Annotated in this window: 20 protein-coding genes and 1 pseudogene; 17 read left to right on the top strand and 4 right to left on the bottom strand. The window is 68.7% G+C overall.

Annotated elements, in window-relative coordinates; genetic code table 11:
- Positions 1–10: 10 nt before the first annotated feature.
- The 4 genes from ABT004_RS18445 (at position 11) to ygfZ (ending at position 2,585) form a co-directional block, all read left to right on the top strand.
- A complete protein-coding gene (locus ABT004_RS18445) occupies positions 11–271 on the top strand; it encodes a DUF3099 domain-containing protein (RefSeq protein WP_351337787.1) in 261 nt (86 codons plus the stop codon).
- 222 nt (positions 272–493) lie between these two features.
- Positions 494–1,087: a heme-binding beta-barrel domain-containing protein gene (locus ABT004_RS18440; RefSeq protein ID WP_351337784.1), complete on the top strand. Its 594-nt coding sequence runs from the start codon at positions 494–496 to the stop codon at positions 1,085–1,087.
- A 16-nt stretch (positions 1,088–1,103) separates the two neighbouring features.
- Positions 1,104–1,550, top strand: coding sequence for a Fur family transcriptional regulator (locus ABT004_RS18435; protein WP_351337781.1), 447 nt, complete (start codon positions 1,104–1,106; stop codon positions 1,548–1,550).
- 54 nt (positions 1,551–1,604) lie between these two features.
- Positions 1,605–2,585, top strand: coding sequence for a CAF17-like 4Fe-4S cluster assembly/insertion protein YgfZ (gene ygfZ, locus ABT004_RS18430; protein WP_351337779.1), 981 nt, complete (start codon positions 1,605–1,607; stop codon positions 2,583–2,585).
- Positions 2,586–2,604: 19 nt separating this feature from the next.
- Here the strand turns inward: ygfZ and dtd are convergent, their stop codons facing one another.
- The gene (dtd, locus tag ABT004_RS18425) at positions 2,605–3,030 is read right to left on the bottom strand and encodes a D-aminoacyl-tRNA deacylase (protein ID WP_351337777.1); all 426 of its coding nucleotides are present in this window, start codon (positions 3,028–3,030) and stop codon (positions 2,605–2,607) included.
- Positions 3,031–3,302: 272 nt separating this feature from the next.
- Here dtd and ABT004_RS18420 point away from each other — a divergent pair.
- The 3 genes and pseudogenes from ABT004_RS18420 to ABT004_RS18410 form a co-directional block, all read left to right on the top strand.
- Positions 3,303–3,876, top strand: a pseudogene (locus tag ABT004_RS18420) (IS200/IS605 family accessory protein TnpB-related protein); the annotation flags it as partial.
- 161 nt (positions 3,877–4,037) lie between these two features.
- Entirely contained in the window at positions 4,038–4,655 is a 618-nt protein-coding gene (locus ABT004_RS18415; RefSeq protein WP_451193136.1) for an RsiG family protein, read from the top strand.
- A 226-nt stretch (positions 4,656–4,881) separates the two neighbouring features.
- Positions 4,882–6,174, top strand: coding sequence for a GNAT family N-acetyltransferase (locus ABT004_RS18410; protein WP_351337775.1), 1,293 nt, complete (start codon positions 4,882–4,884; stop codon positions 6,172–6,174).
- An 85-nt stretch (positions 6,175–6,259) separates the two neighbouring features.
- On the opposite strand, the gene ABT004_RS18405 is transcribed toward ABT004_RS18410, so the two are convergent.
- Positions 6,260–6,445 (bottom strand): hypothetical protein, encoded by a 186-nt coding sequence (locus ABT004_RS18405; protein WP_351337772.1) that lies wholly within the window; start codon positions 6,443–6,445, stop codon positions 6,260–6,262.
- Positions 6,446–6,610: 165 nt separating this feature from the next.
- Between ABT004_RS18405 and ABT004_RS18400 the strand changes: the two genes are divergently transcribed.
- Positions 6,611–7,603, top strand: a complete 993-nt coding sequence (locus ABT004_RS18400; protein ID WP_351337769.1) for a GntR family transcriptional regulator — start codon at positions 6,611–6,613, stop codon at positions 7,601–7,603.
- 35 nt (positions 7,604–7,638) lie between these two features.
- Here the strand turns inward: ABT004_RS18400 and ABT004_RS18395 are convergent, their stop codons facing one another.
- Positions 7,639–7,830, bottom strand: coding sequence for a hypothetical protein (locus ABT004_RS18395; protein ID WP_351337767.1), 192 nt, complete (start codon positions 7,828–7,830; stop codon positions 7,639–7,641).
- Between the two features lie 214 nt (positions 7,831–8,044).
- Between ABT004_RS18395 and ABT004_RS18390 the strand changes: the two genes are divergently transcribed.
- The 4 genes from ABT004_RS18390 to ABT004_RS18375 all read left to right on the top strand — a co-directional run bounded on the left by ABT004_RS18390 (position 8,045) and on the right by ABT004_RS18375 (position 11,629).
- Positions 8,045–8,932, top strand: a complete 888-nt coding sequence (locus ABT004_RS18390; protein WP_351337854.1) for a GntR family transcriptional regulator — start codon at positions 8,045–8,047, stop codon at positions 8,930–8,932.
- A gap of 32 nt (positions 8,933–8,964) precedes the next feature.
- Positions 8,965–9,717, top strand: coding sequence for an HAD family hydrolase (locus tag ABT004_RS18385; protein ID WP_351337764.1), 753 nt, complete (start codon positions 8,965–8,967; stop codon positions 9,715–9,717).
- 98 nt (positions 9,718–9,815) lie between these two features.
- Positions 9,816–10,715: a winged helix-turn-helix domain-containing protein gene (locus ABT004_RS18380; protein ID WP_351337761.1), complete on the top strand. Its 900-nt coding sequence runs from the start codon at positions 9,816–9,818 to the stop codon at positions 10,713–10,715.
- Positions 10,716–10,747: 32 nt separating this feature from the next.
- Complete coding sequence (locus tag ABT004_RS18375; RefSeq protein ID WP_351337758.1) at positions 10,748–11,629, top strand: GntR family transcriptional regulator; 882 nt, start codon at positions 10,748–10,750, stop codon at positions 11,627–11,629.
- Here the strand turns inward: ABT004_RS18375 and ABT004_RS18370 are convergent.
- On the bottom strand, positions 11,574–12,338 hold the full coding sequence (locus ABT004_RS18370) for an HAD family hydrolase (protein WP_351337755.1): 765 nt from the start codon (positions 12,336–12,338) through the stop codon (positions 11,574–11,576). The genes ABT004_RS18375 and ABT004_RS18370 overlap by 56 nt on opposite strands.
- A gap of 163 nt (positions 12,339–12,501) precedes the next feature.
- On the opposite strand from ABT004_RS18370, the gene ABT004_RS18365 reads away from it, so the two are divergent.
- The 5 genes from ABT004_RS18365 (at position 12,502) to ABT004_RS18345 (ending at position 16,370) form a co-directional block, all read left to right on the top strand.
- The gene (locus ABT004_RS18365; protein WP_351337752.1) at positions 12,502–13,581 is read left to right on the top strand and encodes a phosphotransferase; all 1,080 of its coding nucleotides are present in this window, start codon (positions 12,502–12,504) and stop codon (positions 13,579–13,581) included.
- 124 nt (positions 13,582–13,705) lie between these two features.
- Positions 13,706–14,527: a hypothetical protein gene (locus ABT004_RS18360; RefSeq protein ID WP_351337750.1), complete on the top strand. Its 822-nt coding sequence runs from the start codon at positions 13,706–13,708 to the stop codon at positions 14,525–14,527.
- A 36-nt stretch (positions 14,528–14,563) separates the two neighbouring features.
- Positions 14,564–15,190, top strand: coding sequence for a TetR/AcrR family transcriptional regulator (locus tag ABT004_RS18355; protein WP_351337746.1), 627 nt, complete (start codon positions 14,564–14,566; stop codon positions 15,188–15,190).
- 108 nt (positions 15,191–15,298) lie between these two features.
- Positions 15,299–15,724: a helix-turn-helix domain-containing protein gene (locus ABT004_RS18350; RefSeq protein WP_351337743.1), complete on the top strand. Its 426-nt coding sequence runs from the start codon at positions 15,299–15,301 to the stop codon at positions 15,722–15,724.
- A 22-nt stretch (positions 15,725–15,746) separates the two neighbouring features.
- Positions 15,747–16,370, top strand: a complete 624-nt coding sequence (locus ABT004_RS18345; protein ID WP_351337740.1) for a hypothetical protein — start codon at positions 15,747–15,749, stop codon at positions 16,368–16,370.
- Positions 16,371–16,434 lie beyond the last annotated feature (64 nt).

Below are 16,434 nucleotides of genomic sequence, written 5' to 3'. Positions count from 1 at the left end.
CGCTGAAGTCATGTACGCGCGGCGAAAGCACCTCTACTTCGCCATGATGGGCGTCTGCATCGGCCTGTTCGTGCTGGCCTGGGGCGTCGTACGGCTCTGGTCCGTGCCGGCCGCCGTCGCCATGTGCGTCGTCGCCATGGTCATCCCGCCGGTCGCCGCCATCGTCGGCAACCGGCGCGGGCCCGACGACCGCTGGTGGGACGATCCCTCGGGCGACGAGAAGTCCGACGAGTGGTGGGACGAACTGGACGGCAAGAAGCGCCCCCGATGACCGACCTCGCTGAGAGGGCTTTGGCCCGGACGACTACAGTGGGGTCCGGCTCTGTTATCCGCATACGTTCCGCTCACCGAGGAGCAATCCCGTGCTTGAGGCCTTCTTCTCCACCCTTCTCGTCCTGGTCTGCGTCGGCGTCGTCGCCTTCGCGGGGCTGACCGTGAAGAAGCTGTACCAGGGCCAGCGCTGACCCCCCACTGAGAGACGTCTGAACCGCTCATGATCCAGATCCCGTCCGACCTGAACCCCGACCTCGTCCCCCTCGCCTTCCTCCTGGGCGACTGGGCGGGCGCCGGCGTCACCGACTTCCCGGGCGCCGAGAAGGCCAACTTCGGCCAGGAGGTCTCCTTCACCCACGACGGGCGGGACTTCCTGGAGTACCGCTCGTACACCTGGATCCTGGACGCCGAGGGCAACAAGGTGAAGCCCCTGGAGTCCGAGTCGGGCTTCTGGCGGATCTCCGCCGCCGAAGGTGACAAGCGCGCCAGCAAGGTCGAGGTCGTCATGGTCCGTGACGACGGCGTCGTCGAGGTCTGGTACGGCGAGCTCGCCGACAAGAAGCCGCAGATCGAGATCGCCACGGACGCGGTGGCCCGCACGGCCGCCTCCGGCCCGTACAGCGGCGGCAAGCGCCTCTACGGCTACGTCAAGAGCGACCTGATGTGGGTCGGCGAGAAGCAGACCCCCGAGGTCCCGCTGCGCCCGTACATGTCGGCCCAGCTCAAGAAGGTCGTCTCGCCCGAGGACGTCGCAGAGATGGCGCGCAACCTTCCGGACGACGCCCCGGACGACGGCATCGCGTTCTTCAAGTAGTTCTACACTCGTCGGTGTGGTGAGCACCGAAGGTATCGACTGGAAGAGCGATCTGCGGCAGCGCGGCTACCGGCTGACGCCGCAGCGCCAGCTTGTCCTCGAAGCCGTGGACACCCTTGAGCACGCGACCCCCGACGACATCTTGTGCGAAGTGCGCAAGACGGCGTCGGGGGTCAACATTTCGACGGTCTACCGGACCCTTGAGCTCCTGGAGGAGCTCGGGCTCGTCTCGCACGCCCATCTCGGGCACGGCTCGCCCACGTACCACCTCGCCGACCGGCACCACCACATCCACATGGTGTGCCGCGACTGTACGAACGTGATCGAGGCGGATGTGGACGTGGCGGCGGAGTTCACCGCCAAGCTGCGCGAGGAGTTCGGCTTCGACACCGACCTCAAACACTTCGCGATCTTCGGACGCTGCGAGAACTGTGCGAAGGACAAAGGGCGGACGCAGGAATAGCTAAGGCTCCGCAGGAATAAGCGCGTCCGCCCACTCGTCGTAGTGTGTGTGAACATGCAGCGACTTTCACCGAGCAGCCCCCTGCTGACCCTGCCCGGCGCCGTCCCCGCCGAGGGCGTGGACGAAGGCGTCGCCGCGCACTACGGCGACCTGTTCCGCGAGCAGCGCTCCCTCGCCGACGGGGCGGGCGTCGTCGACCTGTCGCACCGGGGCGTGATCACCGTCACCGGCGCGGACCGACTGAGCTGGCTGCACCTGCTGCTCACCCAGCATGTGGAGCAGCTGCCGCCCGGGCAGGCCACCGAGGCGCTGATCCTCTCCGCCAACGGACACATCGAGCACGCCCTGTACCTCGTCGACGACGGTACGACGATGTGGGCGCACGTCGAGCCGGGCACGCAGGAGGCACTCCTCGCGTACCTGGAGTCCATGAAGTTCTTCTACCGGGTCGAGACAGCCGACCGGACGGACGAGTTCGCCCTCGTGCATCTGCCGGCCGGGTCGATCGCGCCGGTGCCGGACGGGGTGGCCGTACGCGAGACACCGCACGGCCGCGATCTGTTCCTGCCGCGCGCCGACCTGGAGTCGTACGTGAGTGAGAACGGCCCAGCGGTCGGTCTGCTGGCCTACGAGGCACTGCGCGTCGAGCAGCACCGCCCGCGCTTCGGCTTCGAGACGGACCACCGCACGATCCCGCACGAGCTGGGCTGGATCGGCTCGGCCGTGCATCTGCAGAAGGGCTGCTATCGGGGGCAGGAGACCGTCGCCCGCGTGCACAACCTGGGGAAGCCGCCGCGGCGGCTCGTCTTTCTGCACCTGGACGGCAGCGAGGTGCACCTGCCGCCGCACGGCGCCGAGGTGCGGCTCGCGGCGGACGGCCCCGAGGGCCGGAAGATCGGTGTCGTGACGACCGCCGTACGCCACCACGAGCTCGGCCCGATCGCGCTCGCGGTCATCAAGCGGAACGTGCCGGCCGACGCGGAGCTCCTCGCGGAGGCCACGGCGGCGGCGCAGGAAATCGTCGTCGAGCCGTAGCCACTCCGTATGAGAGGGGCTACATCTCCAACAGCACCGTGAACGGGCCGTCGTTCGTCAGGGACACCCGCATCTTCGCTCCGAACCGGCCCGTCGCCACGATCGCGCCGAGCGCCCGCAGCTGCGCCACGACCTCGTCGACCAGAGGCTCGGCGACGGGTCCCGGCGCGGCGGCGTTCCAGGTGGGGCGGCGGCCCTTGCGGGCGTCTCCGTAGAGGGTGAACTGACTGATCACGAGCAGCGGCGCGTCGATGTCGCTGCACGACTTCTCGTCGCCCAGCATCCGTACCGACCAGAGTTTGCGGGCCAGTTGGGCCGCCTTCTCCTTGGTGTCCTCGTGCGTGACCCCGACGAGGACGCACAGCCCCTCCCCCTTGATCTCGCCGACGACCTCGTCCTCGACGACGACGCTCGCGCCGTCCACCCTCTGCACCACTGCTCGCATACGGCCATCATGCCGTGCGCCGATTTTCGTGCCGCGCAAGGGGTTTGCGCTCTTGGTCGAACGTGGGTTTGTGGGTCGAATGGGTGACCTTGTGGGTGGTGGGTCGTTGGGTGGGGTGTCGGGTCGTCTGAAGGTGGATTGGGGGTGAAGTGGTGGGCGGGTTGCGGGAGTTGGTGGCGCCGTTCGTGGTGTCGGGTCCGTCGGGGGTGGCGGTGCGGACCCGGCTGAAGGGGCTGTCCGCGCGGGACGTGGCGGTACTGGAGCGGGTGGGGGCGCTGACCCGGGTGCTGACCTGGGCGAAGGCCTGCGGCGTGACGGCGATCGCCATCGAGGACCTCGACTTCGCAGCGGAGAAGAACCGGGAGAAGCACGGCCGCAGGAAACGGTTCCGTCAGCTCATCTCCGGCGTGCCCACCGGCAGGCTGCGGGGCCCGGCTGACGTCGATGGCCGAGGCCACCGGCATCGCGATCATCGCCGTGGATGCGGCCTACACCAGCCGCTGGGGCACCCAGCACTGGAAGAAGCCAATCACCACGACCACCCGCAAGACGACCGGTCACGATGCGGCGAGCATCGCGATCGGTAGACGCGCCCAGGGACACCCGATCCGGCGACGGACGGCACCGCCCCGCGACGACCAGAGCGATCGTCGCGGGCATCGGACCGCCCAGGCCCCACCGGAGGTTCCCGGGCGTGAGGGACTCCGCCCCCGCATCCCCGGACCACGGACACGATCCGTGCCACCGGACGCGGCGCGTACGCGGGCGACCAGGACACCCAACGCCGTTCGGGATGTCCGCAGCGGCCAGGAATGGGTCCAACACTCACTCCTGCTCACTGAATAGGAACGGTTTGACATACTCCCCAACCCCCCATCCGGGGCGGATCTGGGGCACTCGGGCCCGAATTGGCCACTGGGAGTGGCACGATGCTGACACGCGGTGCGTCGGTGGCGTGCGGCGCGGTCCGGTCGAGGGGACGGTAAGCAACCATGGATACCCATGCCATGAGCCACACAACGAGTACGGGGCTGCCAGGGCAGCCCGTATCGCTGACGCACAGGGAACGGGTGGCCCCGCTGACCCGTCCGCCGGCCCAGCGGACCGACAGCCCGGAGCTGCCCGCCGCGCCGGCCGTCGACCTGTCGGCCCTGCGGCTGCCGGAGCTGCGCACGCTGCGCCGCGGCTCGCAGCAGAACGAGGCGGACCTGAGTTACGTACGACGCCTGCTCCAGGGCCGCATCGACATCCTGCGGGCCGAGCTGGACCGGCGGAAGGACCCCGAGGCGCCGGTCGTGGACCGGCTGTCGGAGATCCTGCGGGACCAGCCGACGAGCCACCGGTCCTCCGCCCGGCACGTCACACTCGGCACGCCGCTCAGTGACGAGTCCCGGCGCCTCGCGCAGGAGATGCTCGCCGAGGTCGAGCTCTCCGACCTGGTCGCCCGCACGGACGACGAGCTGCTCGCGGCGATGGGCCGCCTCGTCCGCTACGAGCAGCAGGTCTCACGCCGCCGCCACCAGCTGCAGCGCACGGCGGACAACTGCAGCGCGGAAATCGCTCGCCGCTACCGAGCCGGTGAGGCCCAGGTCGACGACCTGCTCACGAACTCGACAGGCGAGTGATCATCTAGCCCGCTTCTCGTACGGGAGGCGGCGGGGTGCGGGCAGGTCAAGCCCCGCCGGCGGGTGGGCATTTCAAGCCCCTGCGGCGTTTGAGCAGCGGGGTCCGGGGCGGAGCCCCGATCTTTTCCAGCCCCGCCGGCGATTGAGGCGCGGGGGCCGGGGCGGAGCCCCGTGGCGGGGGGTTAGTGCGGCGACACGTGCTTCGGGTCCGGCTTAGCGTGAGCGTATGAGCAACCGTGACGCCACCCCCGACGACCGCGAAGCGACAACCGTTCGGGCCATCACCGAGGACGAGTTGCCCGACTGGTCCCGCGCCCTCAACACCGGTTTCCTGCGCCCCCCGACCACCTCCCCGCAGACGGTCGCGAAGCGGCGCGCACACTTCGACCTCACCCGCACCCGCGCCGCCTTCGCCCCCGCCGGAGGCCCCGGCACCCGGCAGGTCGCCACGTTCCGCTCCTTCGCGCAGGAGCTCACCGTGCCGGGCGGCGCCACCGTCCCCACGGACGCGATCACCAACGTCACCGTCAGCCCCACGCACCGCCGCCGCGGACTGCTCAGCCGCATGATGGCGGCCGACCTCGCCGAGGCGAAGGAACGCGGCGACGTCGCGGCGACGCTGATCGCGGCGGAGTACCCGATCTACGGACGCTTCGGATTCGGCCCCGCGGCCACCGCCACCGTGTGGGAGGTGGACGTACCGCGGGCCGGCCTCGACCCCCGCTGGGCGGGCCCGGACGACGGCGGCCGCGTGGACCTGGCGGACCCGGAGGAGGTGCGCAAGGTCGGCCCGGAGCTGCACGCGCGGCTGCGCACCCGCGTCGCCGGCGTGGTGTCGCGGGACGAGCACTGGTGGCAGTACAACACCGGCCTGTGGCCGGCCCCGGAAGACCCGTGGACGGAGCCGTACTACGCGGTGTACCGCAACGCGCGCGGCGAGGTGGAAGGGCTGGTCGACTACCAGGCCGACGACCGCTGGGGCGATGCCAAGCAGCCGCTGAACACGGCGCGGGTACGGCAGTTGATCGCCACCACCCCGGCCGCCGAGCGCGCCCTGTGGACGTATGTCTGCTCCGTCGACTGGATCGCCACCGTGCGGTCCGGGCTGCGCGCCCCCGACGACTTGCTGCCGCACCTGCTGCCGGACCCGCGCGCCGCCCGCATCGTGACGCAGGCGGACTTCATGTGGGTGCGGATCCTGGACGTCGCGGCGGCCATGGAAGCGCGCTCGTACGACACCAGTGGGGAGGTCTCGTTCGAGGTGCTCGATCCCGCGGGGCTCGCGGGTGGACGGTTCACGTTGACGGCGGCGCCCGGCGGGGCGGTCTGTTCGCCGGGCGCCGCCTCCCCTCAACTCACTGTCGGCGTAAGTGAGTTGGGGACACTGTGGCTGGGTGACGAGTCAGCGGTGCGGCTCGCCGCCCTGGGACGGCTTGTGGAGCACGAGGAGGGCGCCGCCGCCGGGCTCGGCGCCCTGCTGCGGACCCCGCGGCGGCCGTGGTGCCCCGATGTGTTCTGAGCCGCTGTGTTCTGAGCCGCGACCCCGTTCACGTACGACGTACTGACCGACCGGGCTCCCGGCTCCCCTCCGGAAGGGAGCCCGGTCAGCCGCTCTGGGCGAGCAGCATCACGAGGATGACGGCCCCGATGCCGCTGAGCGCGGTGTTCTTGGCCTTGAGGCCGATGGAGAGAACGATGAAGGCGATGATGCCCATCGGCCCGTACTTCCACTGGATGAGCTGCTCGAACCCGATGGCGAGTGCGGCGACGACGATGGCGAAGAGCGGCATTGTCCTACCTCCTTCAGGACCTGTGGTCCTCGTGGTGACCAACTTCAGGTCCCCCGACCATGTCCGGGAAGTTGGTCACCAACTCAAAGGTAGTTATCTCCATTGAAGAGCGGCTCATAACCACCTTCACGTCAACTCCCCAAAGATGGCGGGAAGTTGTAGGGTTTGGCTGTGAGTGGGGAGCATGCCGCCGTCAACGGACGGCCCAGGTCACAGCGGGCGCGAAACACGTACCGCGAAGTGGCCGACGCGCTGCGCGACCGGATCACGTCCGGTCGCCTGGGTCCCGGCCAACGGATGCCTACGCAGGCACAGTTGGCGGGCGAATTCGGTGTGGAGCGCTCCGCCGTACGCCAGGCGCTGCGCATTCTGCAGTCCGAGAACCTGTTGGTGAACGCCTCGAAGGGCAGCCCTGCCACGGTCGCGCGGCACCCGCGGCCCGCGCTGCACGGCCCCGAGGTGCCGCCGCAGCCGACCATGGTGACGCTCGCTCCGCGGATCGCCGAGGCCTTCGAGCGGGCCGACGTGGAGATCGACGCCCTGTGCCTGACGGCGGTCTCGCTGACGCTCGCGATGGGCGAACCGCTGCGCCTCATCCACGAGGGCCGTACGAAACCGGCCAGGGTGCGGGTCCGCGTGCTGCTGCCGAGCCGGGACATCGACCTCGCGTTTCCCGCGCCCGCGCCCGCGCCCGCGCCTGCGCCGCCGGCCGCCGAGCCCGTGTCACGGGCGGCGGAGGCCTCAAGGGTGGCCGGGGCCTCGCGGGCGGAGGCGGCGATGGGCGGCAGGCTGCGGCGCGACTGGCTGGCGCAGCGCAACGCGCAGGGGCAGGTGCTGCGCCACAATCTGCTGGCGCTGCGGGCCACGCACAACATGGACGTCACGGTGGAGTTCCGCGCGCTGCCGTTCACGCCCCCGGTCAAGCTCTACCTGCTCAACAGCGACGAGGCGCTCTTCGCGTACTACACGCTGGCGAGACGCGGCGAGCAGATCGACCACGAGCGGGTGGACGTGTACGACGCGCAGGGCGTGCGGCAGATGCTCTTCGCGTTCGAGCACGGTGCGGGGCTGCGCGACACGACCTTCGTGGAGCAGTCCCACCTGTGGTTCAACGGACTGTGGAACACGATCAGCCAGGACCTGACGCTGAGCTCGTGACGTGGTCCCGCGGCAGGCCCTCGCTCTCGCCGCGGTCAGTGCAGCGCGGGCCCGGCCACCGTGAGCGCGAGCAGTACGCCGCCCAGCGAACTACAGGTGGCGTTTCGGGCCTTGGCGCCGACGGCGAGCAGCAGCAGGCCCGCGAGGCCGGCCGGGCCGTAGTGCCACTGTGCGAGCTGTTCGAAGGTGATCACGAACACCGCGGAGAGGAGGCTGAGAATGGACATGGTGGTTCCCCCGGCTTCGGCGTTGCTTCGCTGATGGGCCTTACTTGGTCTCCTTCGCTGCCACCATTGGCCACCTTCTTCCAAGTTGGCGACCAACTGCACTGGAGTTGTCCCCACTTGGTCGTGGTATATAAACGAGAGGTCGACAACTCTCACCAAATCAAGGTGAGTTGTGCCGTTTGGTCGGGACCCAGGGGAGCAGGGCGTGGCGGACATGGCAGACGCGACACTGAACGGCAGGAGAAGGCTCACGGCCCCGGAGATAGCCGACCAACTCCGCGAGCGCATCAGGGCGGGCAGCCTGAAGCCGGGCGACCAACTGCCCACGCAGGCCACGCTCGCCGACGAGTTCGGCGTCGAGCGCGGCACGGTCCGTCAGGCGCTCCAGCTCCTGGAGACGGACGGGCTGCTGAGCAAGCGCAGCAAGGGCAGCCCGCCGCGCATCGCACCGGGGACCGCCGCGCGCGACGAGCCGCAGCCCTCCATGGTCGCCCTCGCCCCCCGCCTGGTGGAGGCCTTCCACGCCCCACATGTGCGTATCGACGCGGTCTGCATGACCTCGGAGACCCTGATGCTGGCGCTCGGCGAGCCGCTGCGCCACATCCACGAGGGCCGCATCCGCCCCGACTCCCTCGACGTACGCATCCTACTGCCCAGCCGCGACATCGACCTCGCCTTCCCGGTCCCGGTCCCGGGCGCCGGCGAGGGCGTCGACCACGACGAGTCGGTCGCAGTGCACGACCGTTGGCTCGCCACGCGCAACGCGCAGGGCCAGGTGCTGCGCCACAACCTGCGCTCCCTGCGCTCCTCGCACGACATCGACGTGCGGGTGACCTTCCGCGCCCTGCCCTTCACCCCGCCGGTCAAGCTCTATCTGCTGAACCAGTCCGAGGCCCTGCTCTCGTACTACATGGTCACGCGGCGCGAGGAGGAGATCGACAACGACACCAAGTTGGAGATGTTCTCGGCCACCGGCACGCAGGCCCTGCTCTTCTCCTTCGAGGAGGGGGCGGGCCACCGCGACCGGACCTTCGTGGAGGAGTCGCAGAAGTGGTTCGACGCCCTCTGGGAAACCATCACCTCCGACCTGACACTCTCCTAGTGACTTCAGAGACGACGAAGCAGACTGTTCCGGTGGCAGAAGAGACCGATTCAAGCCGGGAAACGACCGAACAGGGCGATGTACGCGAGGCGGGCACCCTGGCCGAGCTGATCACGGGCGCCCGCCATGTCCTCTTCGACTTCGACGGGCCGATCTGCCGGCTGTTCGCGGGCCGCCCGGCGGCGGGGATCGCGCGGCAGCAGGTGGACTGGCTGGACGCGCAGGGCCTGGGCGACGTGCTGACGGCCGAGGAACGGGTCGATGTGGATCCGCACGCCGCCCTGCGCCGCCTGGGCAGCGCGCGGCCCGACAGCGATCTGGTCCTGGAGATGGAGAGCCGACTCACCGAACAGGAGCTGCGCGCGGTCGGCTCGGCCTGGCCCACGGAACACGTGGACCCACTGATCCGCACCTGGACGGCGGCCGGCGCCCGCCTCGCCATCACCACCAACAACTCCGCCGAAGCGGCCCGCCGCTACATCGCGAGCCGCGGCCTGTCCGGCTGCTTCGAACCGCACATCTATGGCCGCACCCGGAACCTGGCCCTCCTCAAACCGGACCCGTACTGCCTGACCCGCGCCATGTCGGCGATGGGCGCGGCGCCCGGGACGACCCTGATGATCGGCGACGCGGCGACGGACCTGACCGCCGCACGTCAGGCCGGTGTCGCATTTCTCGGCTACGCGCGACATTCCCGCAAGGAGCACGTCCTGCGGGATGCGGGGGCCCGGCAGGTGACCGCGACCCTGGAGCCGATCATCGACATCCTGCGGGGCCACGGCTGACCTGCGATTCCCCCAACCCCTGCGGCAAACCGGGTGGAGTTGGCAGCCAACTGCCGTAGAGTTGTGAGGACTTGGTCGGGGGGTGAGGGGAGATCGCCGTGGCGAACGCGAATACAGAGCCCGCCCCCGGACTCGCTCCCAGACCCGCCGCCGAAGAGATCGCCGACACGCTGCGCAAGCGCATCTACGACGGCGAACTCACCTCGGGCGCCCGTCTGCCAACACAGGCCGCGCTCGCCCGTGAGTTCGATGTGGAGCGGGGAACGGTCCGCAACGCGCTGCAACTGCTCCGCTCGGACGGCCTCTTGACGAACACGGGCAAGGGCAGCCCGCCCACGGTGTCCCGCCCCGAGCGCGCGCTCCTGCCCGGCGCGCAGACCGCCCGCAGCATCCTGGGCCCACGCCTGGTGGCTGCCTTCGAGGCCCCGCACGTCTACGTGGACGTGGCCAGCCTCACCGGAGAAACCCTGGTGACAGCCCTCGGAGAGCCGCTGCGGAAGGTCTACGAAGGGGCACTGCGACCGAAGTCCGTACGGGTCCGGATGGTGGTGCCGAGACTGGGTGAGGACGTCGACTACCCCGCGCCCGCGGCCGGCTGGGGCCACGACGACAAACTCGACGAGGCGGTCAGGCGCCGCGGCCGCGTCCAGTGGACCTCGCAGCGCATGGTGCTGGACAAGGCCTTCATGGGCCTGCGCGACCTCGACATCGACGCGAGCTTCGAGTACCGCTTCGTCTCCGGCGTCCCGACCCGGAAGGTCTACCTCCTCAACCGGCAGGAGGTACTGGTCGGACACTACGTCCCGGCCCGGTTCGAGCGGGAGATCGACGACTACGAGGGGGCGGACACGGTGGAGCTCGTGGACGTGGCGGGCTTCGAAACCGGCATGCTCGCTTTCGGCCGCGCGAACGGCCCGGACCAGGCCGCCTTCGTGGACGGCGAACAGGCGATGTTCGACGGGCTCTGGGAGCACGTGGCGAGGCGTCGTCAGACCTGAGTGTGCCGCCCGGCCGACGGAGGTAACTACCCATGGTGACCGGTAGCCATATCGGGGCGAGCGGTGGAAAAGAGGTCTTCCGTGTCGTGGAGGAGCTGCGAACCCGCATGGCCGGAGGCTTCTATCCGCTCGGTTCCCCGTTGCCGCCCCAGAGGGCGCTGGCCGAGGAGTTCGAGGTCGCGCGGGACACGGTGCAGCGCGCCCTCGGCCAGTTGCGCGAAGAGGGCTGGATCGAGTCGAAGCAGGGCAGCGGCACCCGTGTCGTACGCGCTCAGAAGGCCCAGTCGTACACGGCGCGGGAGGCAATAGAGGGCCGGGTGACGCTGCGCGGGTTCTTCGACGAGGCGTTCGCGAACCCCGAGGTCGTGCTCGACGTGTGCACGCTGACGTCGGAGTCCCTCGACATGCAGGTGAAGGGTCAGATCGAGCGGATCAGGCTCGGGGAAGTGGGGCCCCGGAGCATCGCCATCCGAATGCTGCTGCCCGACGAGTCACTCGATCTGCCGTATCCGCGAGCCTTGGACGATCCTGACGGGCAGCTGACCGCCGCGTTGAAGGAACGGCTGCTGGGGATCACGCGCCGGCACAGCTCGTCGATACAGGTGGAGCTGCGGCAGTTGGAGGCCGAGGGGCTCGTGGAGTCCGCGAGCATCGAGATCCGGCATGTGATGCTCACGCCGACGTCGAAGCTGTACCTGGTCGGTGGCGAGCAGGCGCTGCACGGCCCGTACGAGGTCATCGAGCGGCCGATCGTCCTCGACGACGAGGTGACGGTCCAGGCCCTCGACGTGTTCGGCCTCGGCGCCCAGCTCACGCACTACGTCAAGAATGAAAACCTGGACTCGCGCGGGTCGGTCTTCATGAAGAGCTGGGAGTCGTGGTTCGACTCGGTGTGGGAACGCTTGGCGTACTGAAGTCGTCGCTGGTCACGGCAGCGAGCACCGGTTCCAGCGAAGTGAACACCAGGCGGGCCCCCTGCGTAGTCATCTGCTTGAGTTCCTCACGGTCCTCGGTGCACCCGACGAACGTCATGCAAGCCGCTTGAGCAGCCTGAAAGTCCGATGCCTTGTCGCCTACGAGAAGGCACCGCGAAGCGGGCAGGCCGAGTTTCTGTGCCGCATCCAGGAGAGTGTCGGGAGCGGGTTTCATCTTGCTGATGTCGAGGGGGTCCCGGCCGCACACGGCCGTGCCAAAGGCGGCTCTCATCCCGTGTTCTCCGAGAAACTCGAGAATCGGCTCTCTGGCGTTGTTGCTGGCGATAGCCAAGTTCTTGTCCGCTGCGACCAGATGGGCAACCAAAGCGCCGATATGTGGCGTCGCCGACGCGGAGCCGACCGCTTCCGTCTCGAACTTGGTGACCATGTCGGTCACCCGTCTGACGACATCAGATGACGCGCCACGCAGTTCCTTCAGGAGGTCGTGCGTGTCGGTGACCTTCGCGAGCGGTGGTGGCAGTCGGTCGGTATCCCCCCAGACAGCCGCTTTGATGGCTGCGGTCTGCGGGGCAGTGCCCTGCGGGAAGAGCCGGCACACGGGGCCGTCGAAGTCGAAAATCACGCCATCGGCCCGCCGTAGCGCCGTGCGCAGTGCGTCCCTCTCGGAAACGCCACTTGCATCGCTCATCTGGCAAGTGTGGACCAGACGGCATACGTCGGCCAGCACATCAGTGACCCGAGTGGCTGCGGGGCGTTGACGATGAGGAGTAATTTGCTGCCTGCCCGAGCGGCCGGATCACAGCCCTGCGGAGAGAGTGCGAACGATGGTACGAACTGCGCCCACGCGGGGCATGCGGAAGGCTCTGGAACTGAGCTCTGATGAGCAGGCGATCGAGGGACCGCTCAAGGGTTTCCATCATGAGACGTATGTGTTGCCGCTGAACCGCCCTCCCGCCGGCGAGGGGCAGGGAAGGTGGAAATGCAGGGAGCCGCGGGAAGGCCTCTTCTGGTTCGACCGGCGGTGTTTCATGTCCGAAGAGGAACTCATCGAGGCGCTGGCGTCGCGTGTCACGCGAATCCCGGGCCTCATCAAGGTCGATGACATCCGGCTGCAGCGTTTTGTCGAAGGAAGAACGCTGGGAAATCTGTATGCGGCCGGGACGGCTGTGCCTCATCGTTTGGTCGCGGACCTCATGGTCCTTTTCCAGGAGCTGTCGGCCATCCGGCCGCAGGACCTGCCCATCGAGCGCAGATGCGACGGGGATAAGGGTGTCGTGGACGGTGACACGGAGGTCTTCCTTCAGCGCCTTGTTCGCTTCGTGCAGGAGGACGTCTACGCATCTCATCAGGACGCGTTCGGCGACCTGTTCGAGGCTCTGGGGGTGGGTGAGGAGTCGTTCGACTCGTTGCACAAGCTGGTGCAGGGCACGCAGGAACGCCCCTTCTCCCTGCTGCACGCGGACCTGCACCGGGAGAACCTCATTGTCGACAGCCTCGGCAAACTCTGGTTCATCGACTGGGAGTTGGCGATGTTCGGTGATCCGATCTATGACCTGGCCACCCATCTGTACTTGATGCGCTATCCGGCGAAGCAGGAGCGTGAGGTCATCACATGGTGGCGGTCGAGTGTGGAGCGAGTCCGTCCCCACAGCTCCAGAGGGCTCGAGGAAGATCTGCCCAAGCTGCTGGGATACAAGAGGGCCCAGTCCGTCTTCACTGACGTCATCCGTGCGGGCCTTCGCCTCGATGCCGTGCCGCACGGGCACGCCATGGGTTCGGAAACGCTGGCCAGGTCCGCGCGCAAGGTGAGCGCCGTTCTGGGGGCTGCCGCGGAACCTCTGGGGCTCACCGACGTTCCTTCGGCCCAGAAGGTTGCGGGAGTGCTCGCGGGCTGGCTGTCCGGATCGAAGGGGCAGCGCAACTACCTCTAGAGGAAGCGGGGTTGAAGGTACTGGCAGCCGGGATGACCATCGCTGTATGACTCGAGGCGGGGGCGGTTCAAGCAGGAGTTCCGGAACAGGGGAACAGAGATCCTTCACGGCGAGGTTTCGTCCAGTGGTCGTGCGTGCCGCGCTGGTGGCCGTCTTCCTCACCGGACTTGCGGCGAGTTTCGTCAAGCCGTTCGCGGATTTCTTGGAAGGGCGGGCGCTTCTGGGTGGTTCGCTGCTCAGCGTGGTCGCTCTTCTACTGTATGAGGCGATCGTGGACCTGAGAGAGGCGGTCGATCGGCGCCCCGTTCCACGTATCACGGTGTCGTCGGACGAACTCAAGGTGCGAGTCGACGCCGCCTTCTCGGCGCGTGAGGTGGAGATCCGGTTCCTCGGTTACACGGGGGAGACCCTCGTGAGGGGTATCGACCAAGGCTTGCGTCGCCTGCTGGACGGCGGCCATGCCGTGGAGAGCATCAGCATCCGGCTTCTGATACCGGATTTCAGCAGGCCCATGGTGGTCCCCTCACTCGTCGGCGAGGCCCGCAGGCCGGTCGACGATGAGCGGTACCGGCGAAGGCTCGTCGACAAGGCGAGTGATTTCGAGGCGATGCTCAACTGCGCGGTGGACAGTTTGCGCTTGCGAGGGCGCCTGCCAGAAAGCGCTCTGTCCTGCGAATACCGCGTGTTTCAAGGCTTCCCCCGCGACAAACTCGTGATCCTCAACGGCGAGACGGTCCTGCACGGTCTCTGTGACGTGCGAACGACCCGGCCCATGGGAGGCAAGGACTATTACGATCCGGAGGGAGCGAACACCTCATTGGTGGAGGTGGCTCGACGACGGGACGGGTCGGCGGCGGGGCACGGGGTCGACACTTGGGCCGCGCACTTCGACGGGCTGTGGGAGCTTGCGGCGCCCCCGCCATGGAGTGAAGCGAACCGGTCGTGACTCCTCGGCCCGACGGCGGTGCGTACCCTCCTCCCCATGACCGCCCGCACCCCCGGCCTCCGCGAACGCAAGAAGCAGCGCACCCGGCAGACCCTCTCCGAGACCGCCGTTCGACTCTTCATGGAGAAGGGGTACGACAACGTGTCCGTGGCCGAGGTCGCGGCCGCGGCCGAGGTGTCGAAGCCGACGTTGTTCCGGTACTTCGCGTCCAAAGAGGACCTGGTGCTGCACCAGTTCGCGGACCACGAGGACGAGGCGGCGAGAGTGGTCGCGGGGCGGGGCGAGGGGGAGTCGCCGCTGGCCGCGCTGCGGTGGCATTTCCTGGAGGGGCTGCGGCGCCGCGACCCGGTCACCGGCCTGTGCGATCACCCGGCGGTGCTCGCGTATCAGCGACTGCTGTACGGGACACCGCAGTTGGTGGCGCGACTGTACGGGTACCAGGAGCGGTCCGAGCGGGCACTCGCACAGGCGCTCGGCGGGACGGCGGTGCAGGCGCGGATCGCGGCCGGGCAGATCGTCGCCACGCAGCGGATCCTCGCCGAGGGGAACGCACGGCGGATCGTGGCCGGTGAGTCCGCCGACGAGCTGGAGGCGACAGCCGTGAGCACCGCCGAGCTGGGCTTCCGGCAGCTGGGGGAGGGGATCGGGCGGTATTTCGGGTGACCGGTGGGGGCGCCGTCGCACTGATTTCGTGGCGGGTCCGGTGTTGGGTGGGACACTTTTGCAAGCGGGTGCTTGCAAAAGTTAGCGTGGGTGCGGCACCATCGGGGTATGGCATCGCTCAACGTCGGAAGTCTCGGCGAATATCTGCGCGAGCAGCGTCGCAACGCGCAGTTGTCGCTCCGTCAGCTCGCCGACGCCGCCGGGGTGTCCAACCCGTACCTGAGTCAGATCGAGCGCGGGTTGCGAAAGCCGAGCGCGGAGGTTCTGCAGCAGGTCGCCAAGGCGCTGCGGATCTCCGCGGAGACGTTGTACGTGCACGCCGGCATTCTCGACGCCGAGCGGGAGCGGACCGAGGTGGAGACGCGCGCCGTCATCCTCGCCGACCCCTCGCTCAACGAGCGTCAGAAGCAGGTGCTGTTGCAGATCTACGACGCCTTCCGGCACGAGAACGGAAGCGGCGCGGACGGCGAACACGGCGAGCAAGGCGACGACGAGCACGAGCAGGGCGATGCCGAGCCCTCAAGCAGCAGTTGATGTGATCCGGGAGGACCACGCCATGGCCATCAAGGACGACCTGCGCAAGACCCTCACCGACCCGACCCCGCTCTACTTCGCCGCCGGCACCGCCGAGCTGGCGTACCAGCAGGCCAAGAAGGTGCCGGGGATCGTCGAGCAGCTGCGGAGCGAGGCGCCCGCCCGCTTCGAATCCGTGCGGCAGACCGACCCGAAGGATGTGCAGGAGAAGGCGACCACCCGCGCCAAGGAGGCGCAGGCCACCCTCACGGCGAAGGTGAACGAGCTGGTCGCGGGCCTCGACACCGATCTGAAGAAGTTCGGCGAGAGCGCCCAGGAGTTCGCGCTGCGCGGCGTCGGCTACGCGGCCGAGGCCGCCGTCAAGGCGCGCGAGACGTACGAGAAGGTCGCCGAGCACGGCGAGGAGGCCGTGAAGACGTGGCGCGGTGAGGCTGCCGACGAGATCGTCGAGCTCGCCGAGGCCGTCGAGCCCGAGCCCGAGCCGGAGGCGAAGGAGGCCGCCGACGTCAAGGACGCCTCGGCCGCCGACGCGGACAAGCCGGGTACCGCCAAGAAGACCACCGCGGCCAAGAAGACCACCGCGCCGAAGAAGACGGCCCCCGCGGCCAAGAAGACCGGCTCCGGCACCACGCCGCCTGCCAAGTAGCGGCCACGCCGACGGGCCGGGCACTTGTGGAGTGTCCGGCCCGTTGTGCGGGTACCGTGGCGGT

The organism is Streptomyces sp. NPDC002790, assembly GCF_040295505.1.
Taxonomy (GTDB): domain Bacteria; phylum Actinomycetota; class Actinomycetes; order Streptomycetales; family Streptomycetaceae; genus Streptomyces.
This window is presented reverse-complemented; position numbering and strand designations above follow the sequence as displayed.

Excerpts from the sequence above, each read along its gene's own strand:
- ABT004_RS18445 (WP_351337787.1), top strand. The coding sequence starts at position 11 with ATGTACGCGCGGCGAAAGCACCTCTACTTCGCCATGATGGGCGTCTGC.
- ABT004_RS18440 (WP_351337784.1), top strand. The coding sequence starts at position 494 with ATGATCCAGATCCCGTCCGACCTGAACCCCGACCTCGTCCCCCTCGCC.
- ygfZ (WP_351337779.1), top strand. The coding sequence starts at position 1,605 with ATGCAGCGACTTTCACCGAGCAGCCCCCTGCTGACCCTGCCCGGCGCC.
- dtd (WP_351337777.1), bottom strand. The coding sequence starts at position 3,030 with ATGCGAGCAGTGGTGCAGAGGGTGGACGGCGCGAGCGTCGTCGTCGAG.
- ABT004_RS18415 (WP_451193136.1), top strand. The coding sequence starts at position 4,038 with ATGAGCCACACAACGAGTACGGGGCTGCCAGGGCAGCCCGTATCGCTG.
- ABT004_RS18410 (WP_351337775.1), top strand. The coding sequence starts at position 4,882 with ATGAGCAACCGTGACGCCACCCCCGACGACCGCGAAGCGACAACCGTT.
- ABT004_RS18405 (WP_351337772.1), bottom strand. The coding sequence starts at position 6,445 with ATGCCGCTCTTCGCCATCGTCGTCGCCGCACTCGCCATCGGGTTCGAG.
- ABT004_RS18395 (WP_351337767.1), bottom strand. The coding sequence starts at position 7,830 with ATGTCCATTCTCAGCCTCCTCTCCGCGGTGTTCGTGATCACCTTCGAA.
- ABT004_RS18390 (WP_351337854.1), top strand. The coding sequence starts at position 8,045 with ATGGCAGACGCGACACTGAACGGCAGGAGAAGGCTCACGGCCCCGGAG.
- ABT004_RS18375 (WP_351337758.1), top strand. The coding sequence starts at position 10,748 with ATGGTGACCGGTAGCCATATCGGGGCGAGCGGTGGAAAAGAGGTCTTC.
- ABT004_RS18370 (WP_351337755.1), bottom strand. The coding sequence starts at position 12,338 with ATGAGCGATGCAAGTGGCGTTTCCGAGAGGGACGCACTGCGCACGGCG.
- ABT004_RS18365 (WP_351337752.1), top strand. The coding sequence starts at position 12,502 with ATGCGGAAGGCTCTGGAACTGAGCTCTGATGAGCAGGCGATCGAGGGA.
- ABT004_RS18355 (WP_351337746.1), top strand. The coding sequence starts at position 14,564 with ATGACCGCCCGCACCCCCGGCCTCCGCGAACGCAAGAAGCAGCGCACC.
- ABT004_RS18350 (WP_351337743.1), top strand. The coding sequence starts at position 15,299 with ATGGCATCGCTCAACGTCGGAAGTCTCGGCGAATATCTGCGCGAGCAG.
- ABT004_RS18345 (WP_351337740.1), top strand. The coding sequence starts at position 15,747 with ATGGCCATCAAGGACGACCTGCGCAAGACCCTCACCGACCCGACCCCG.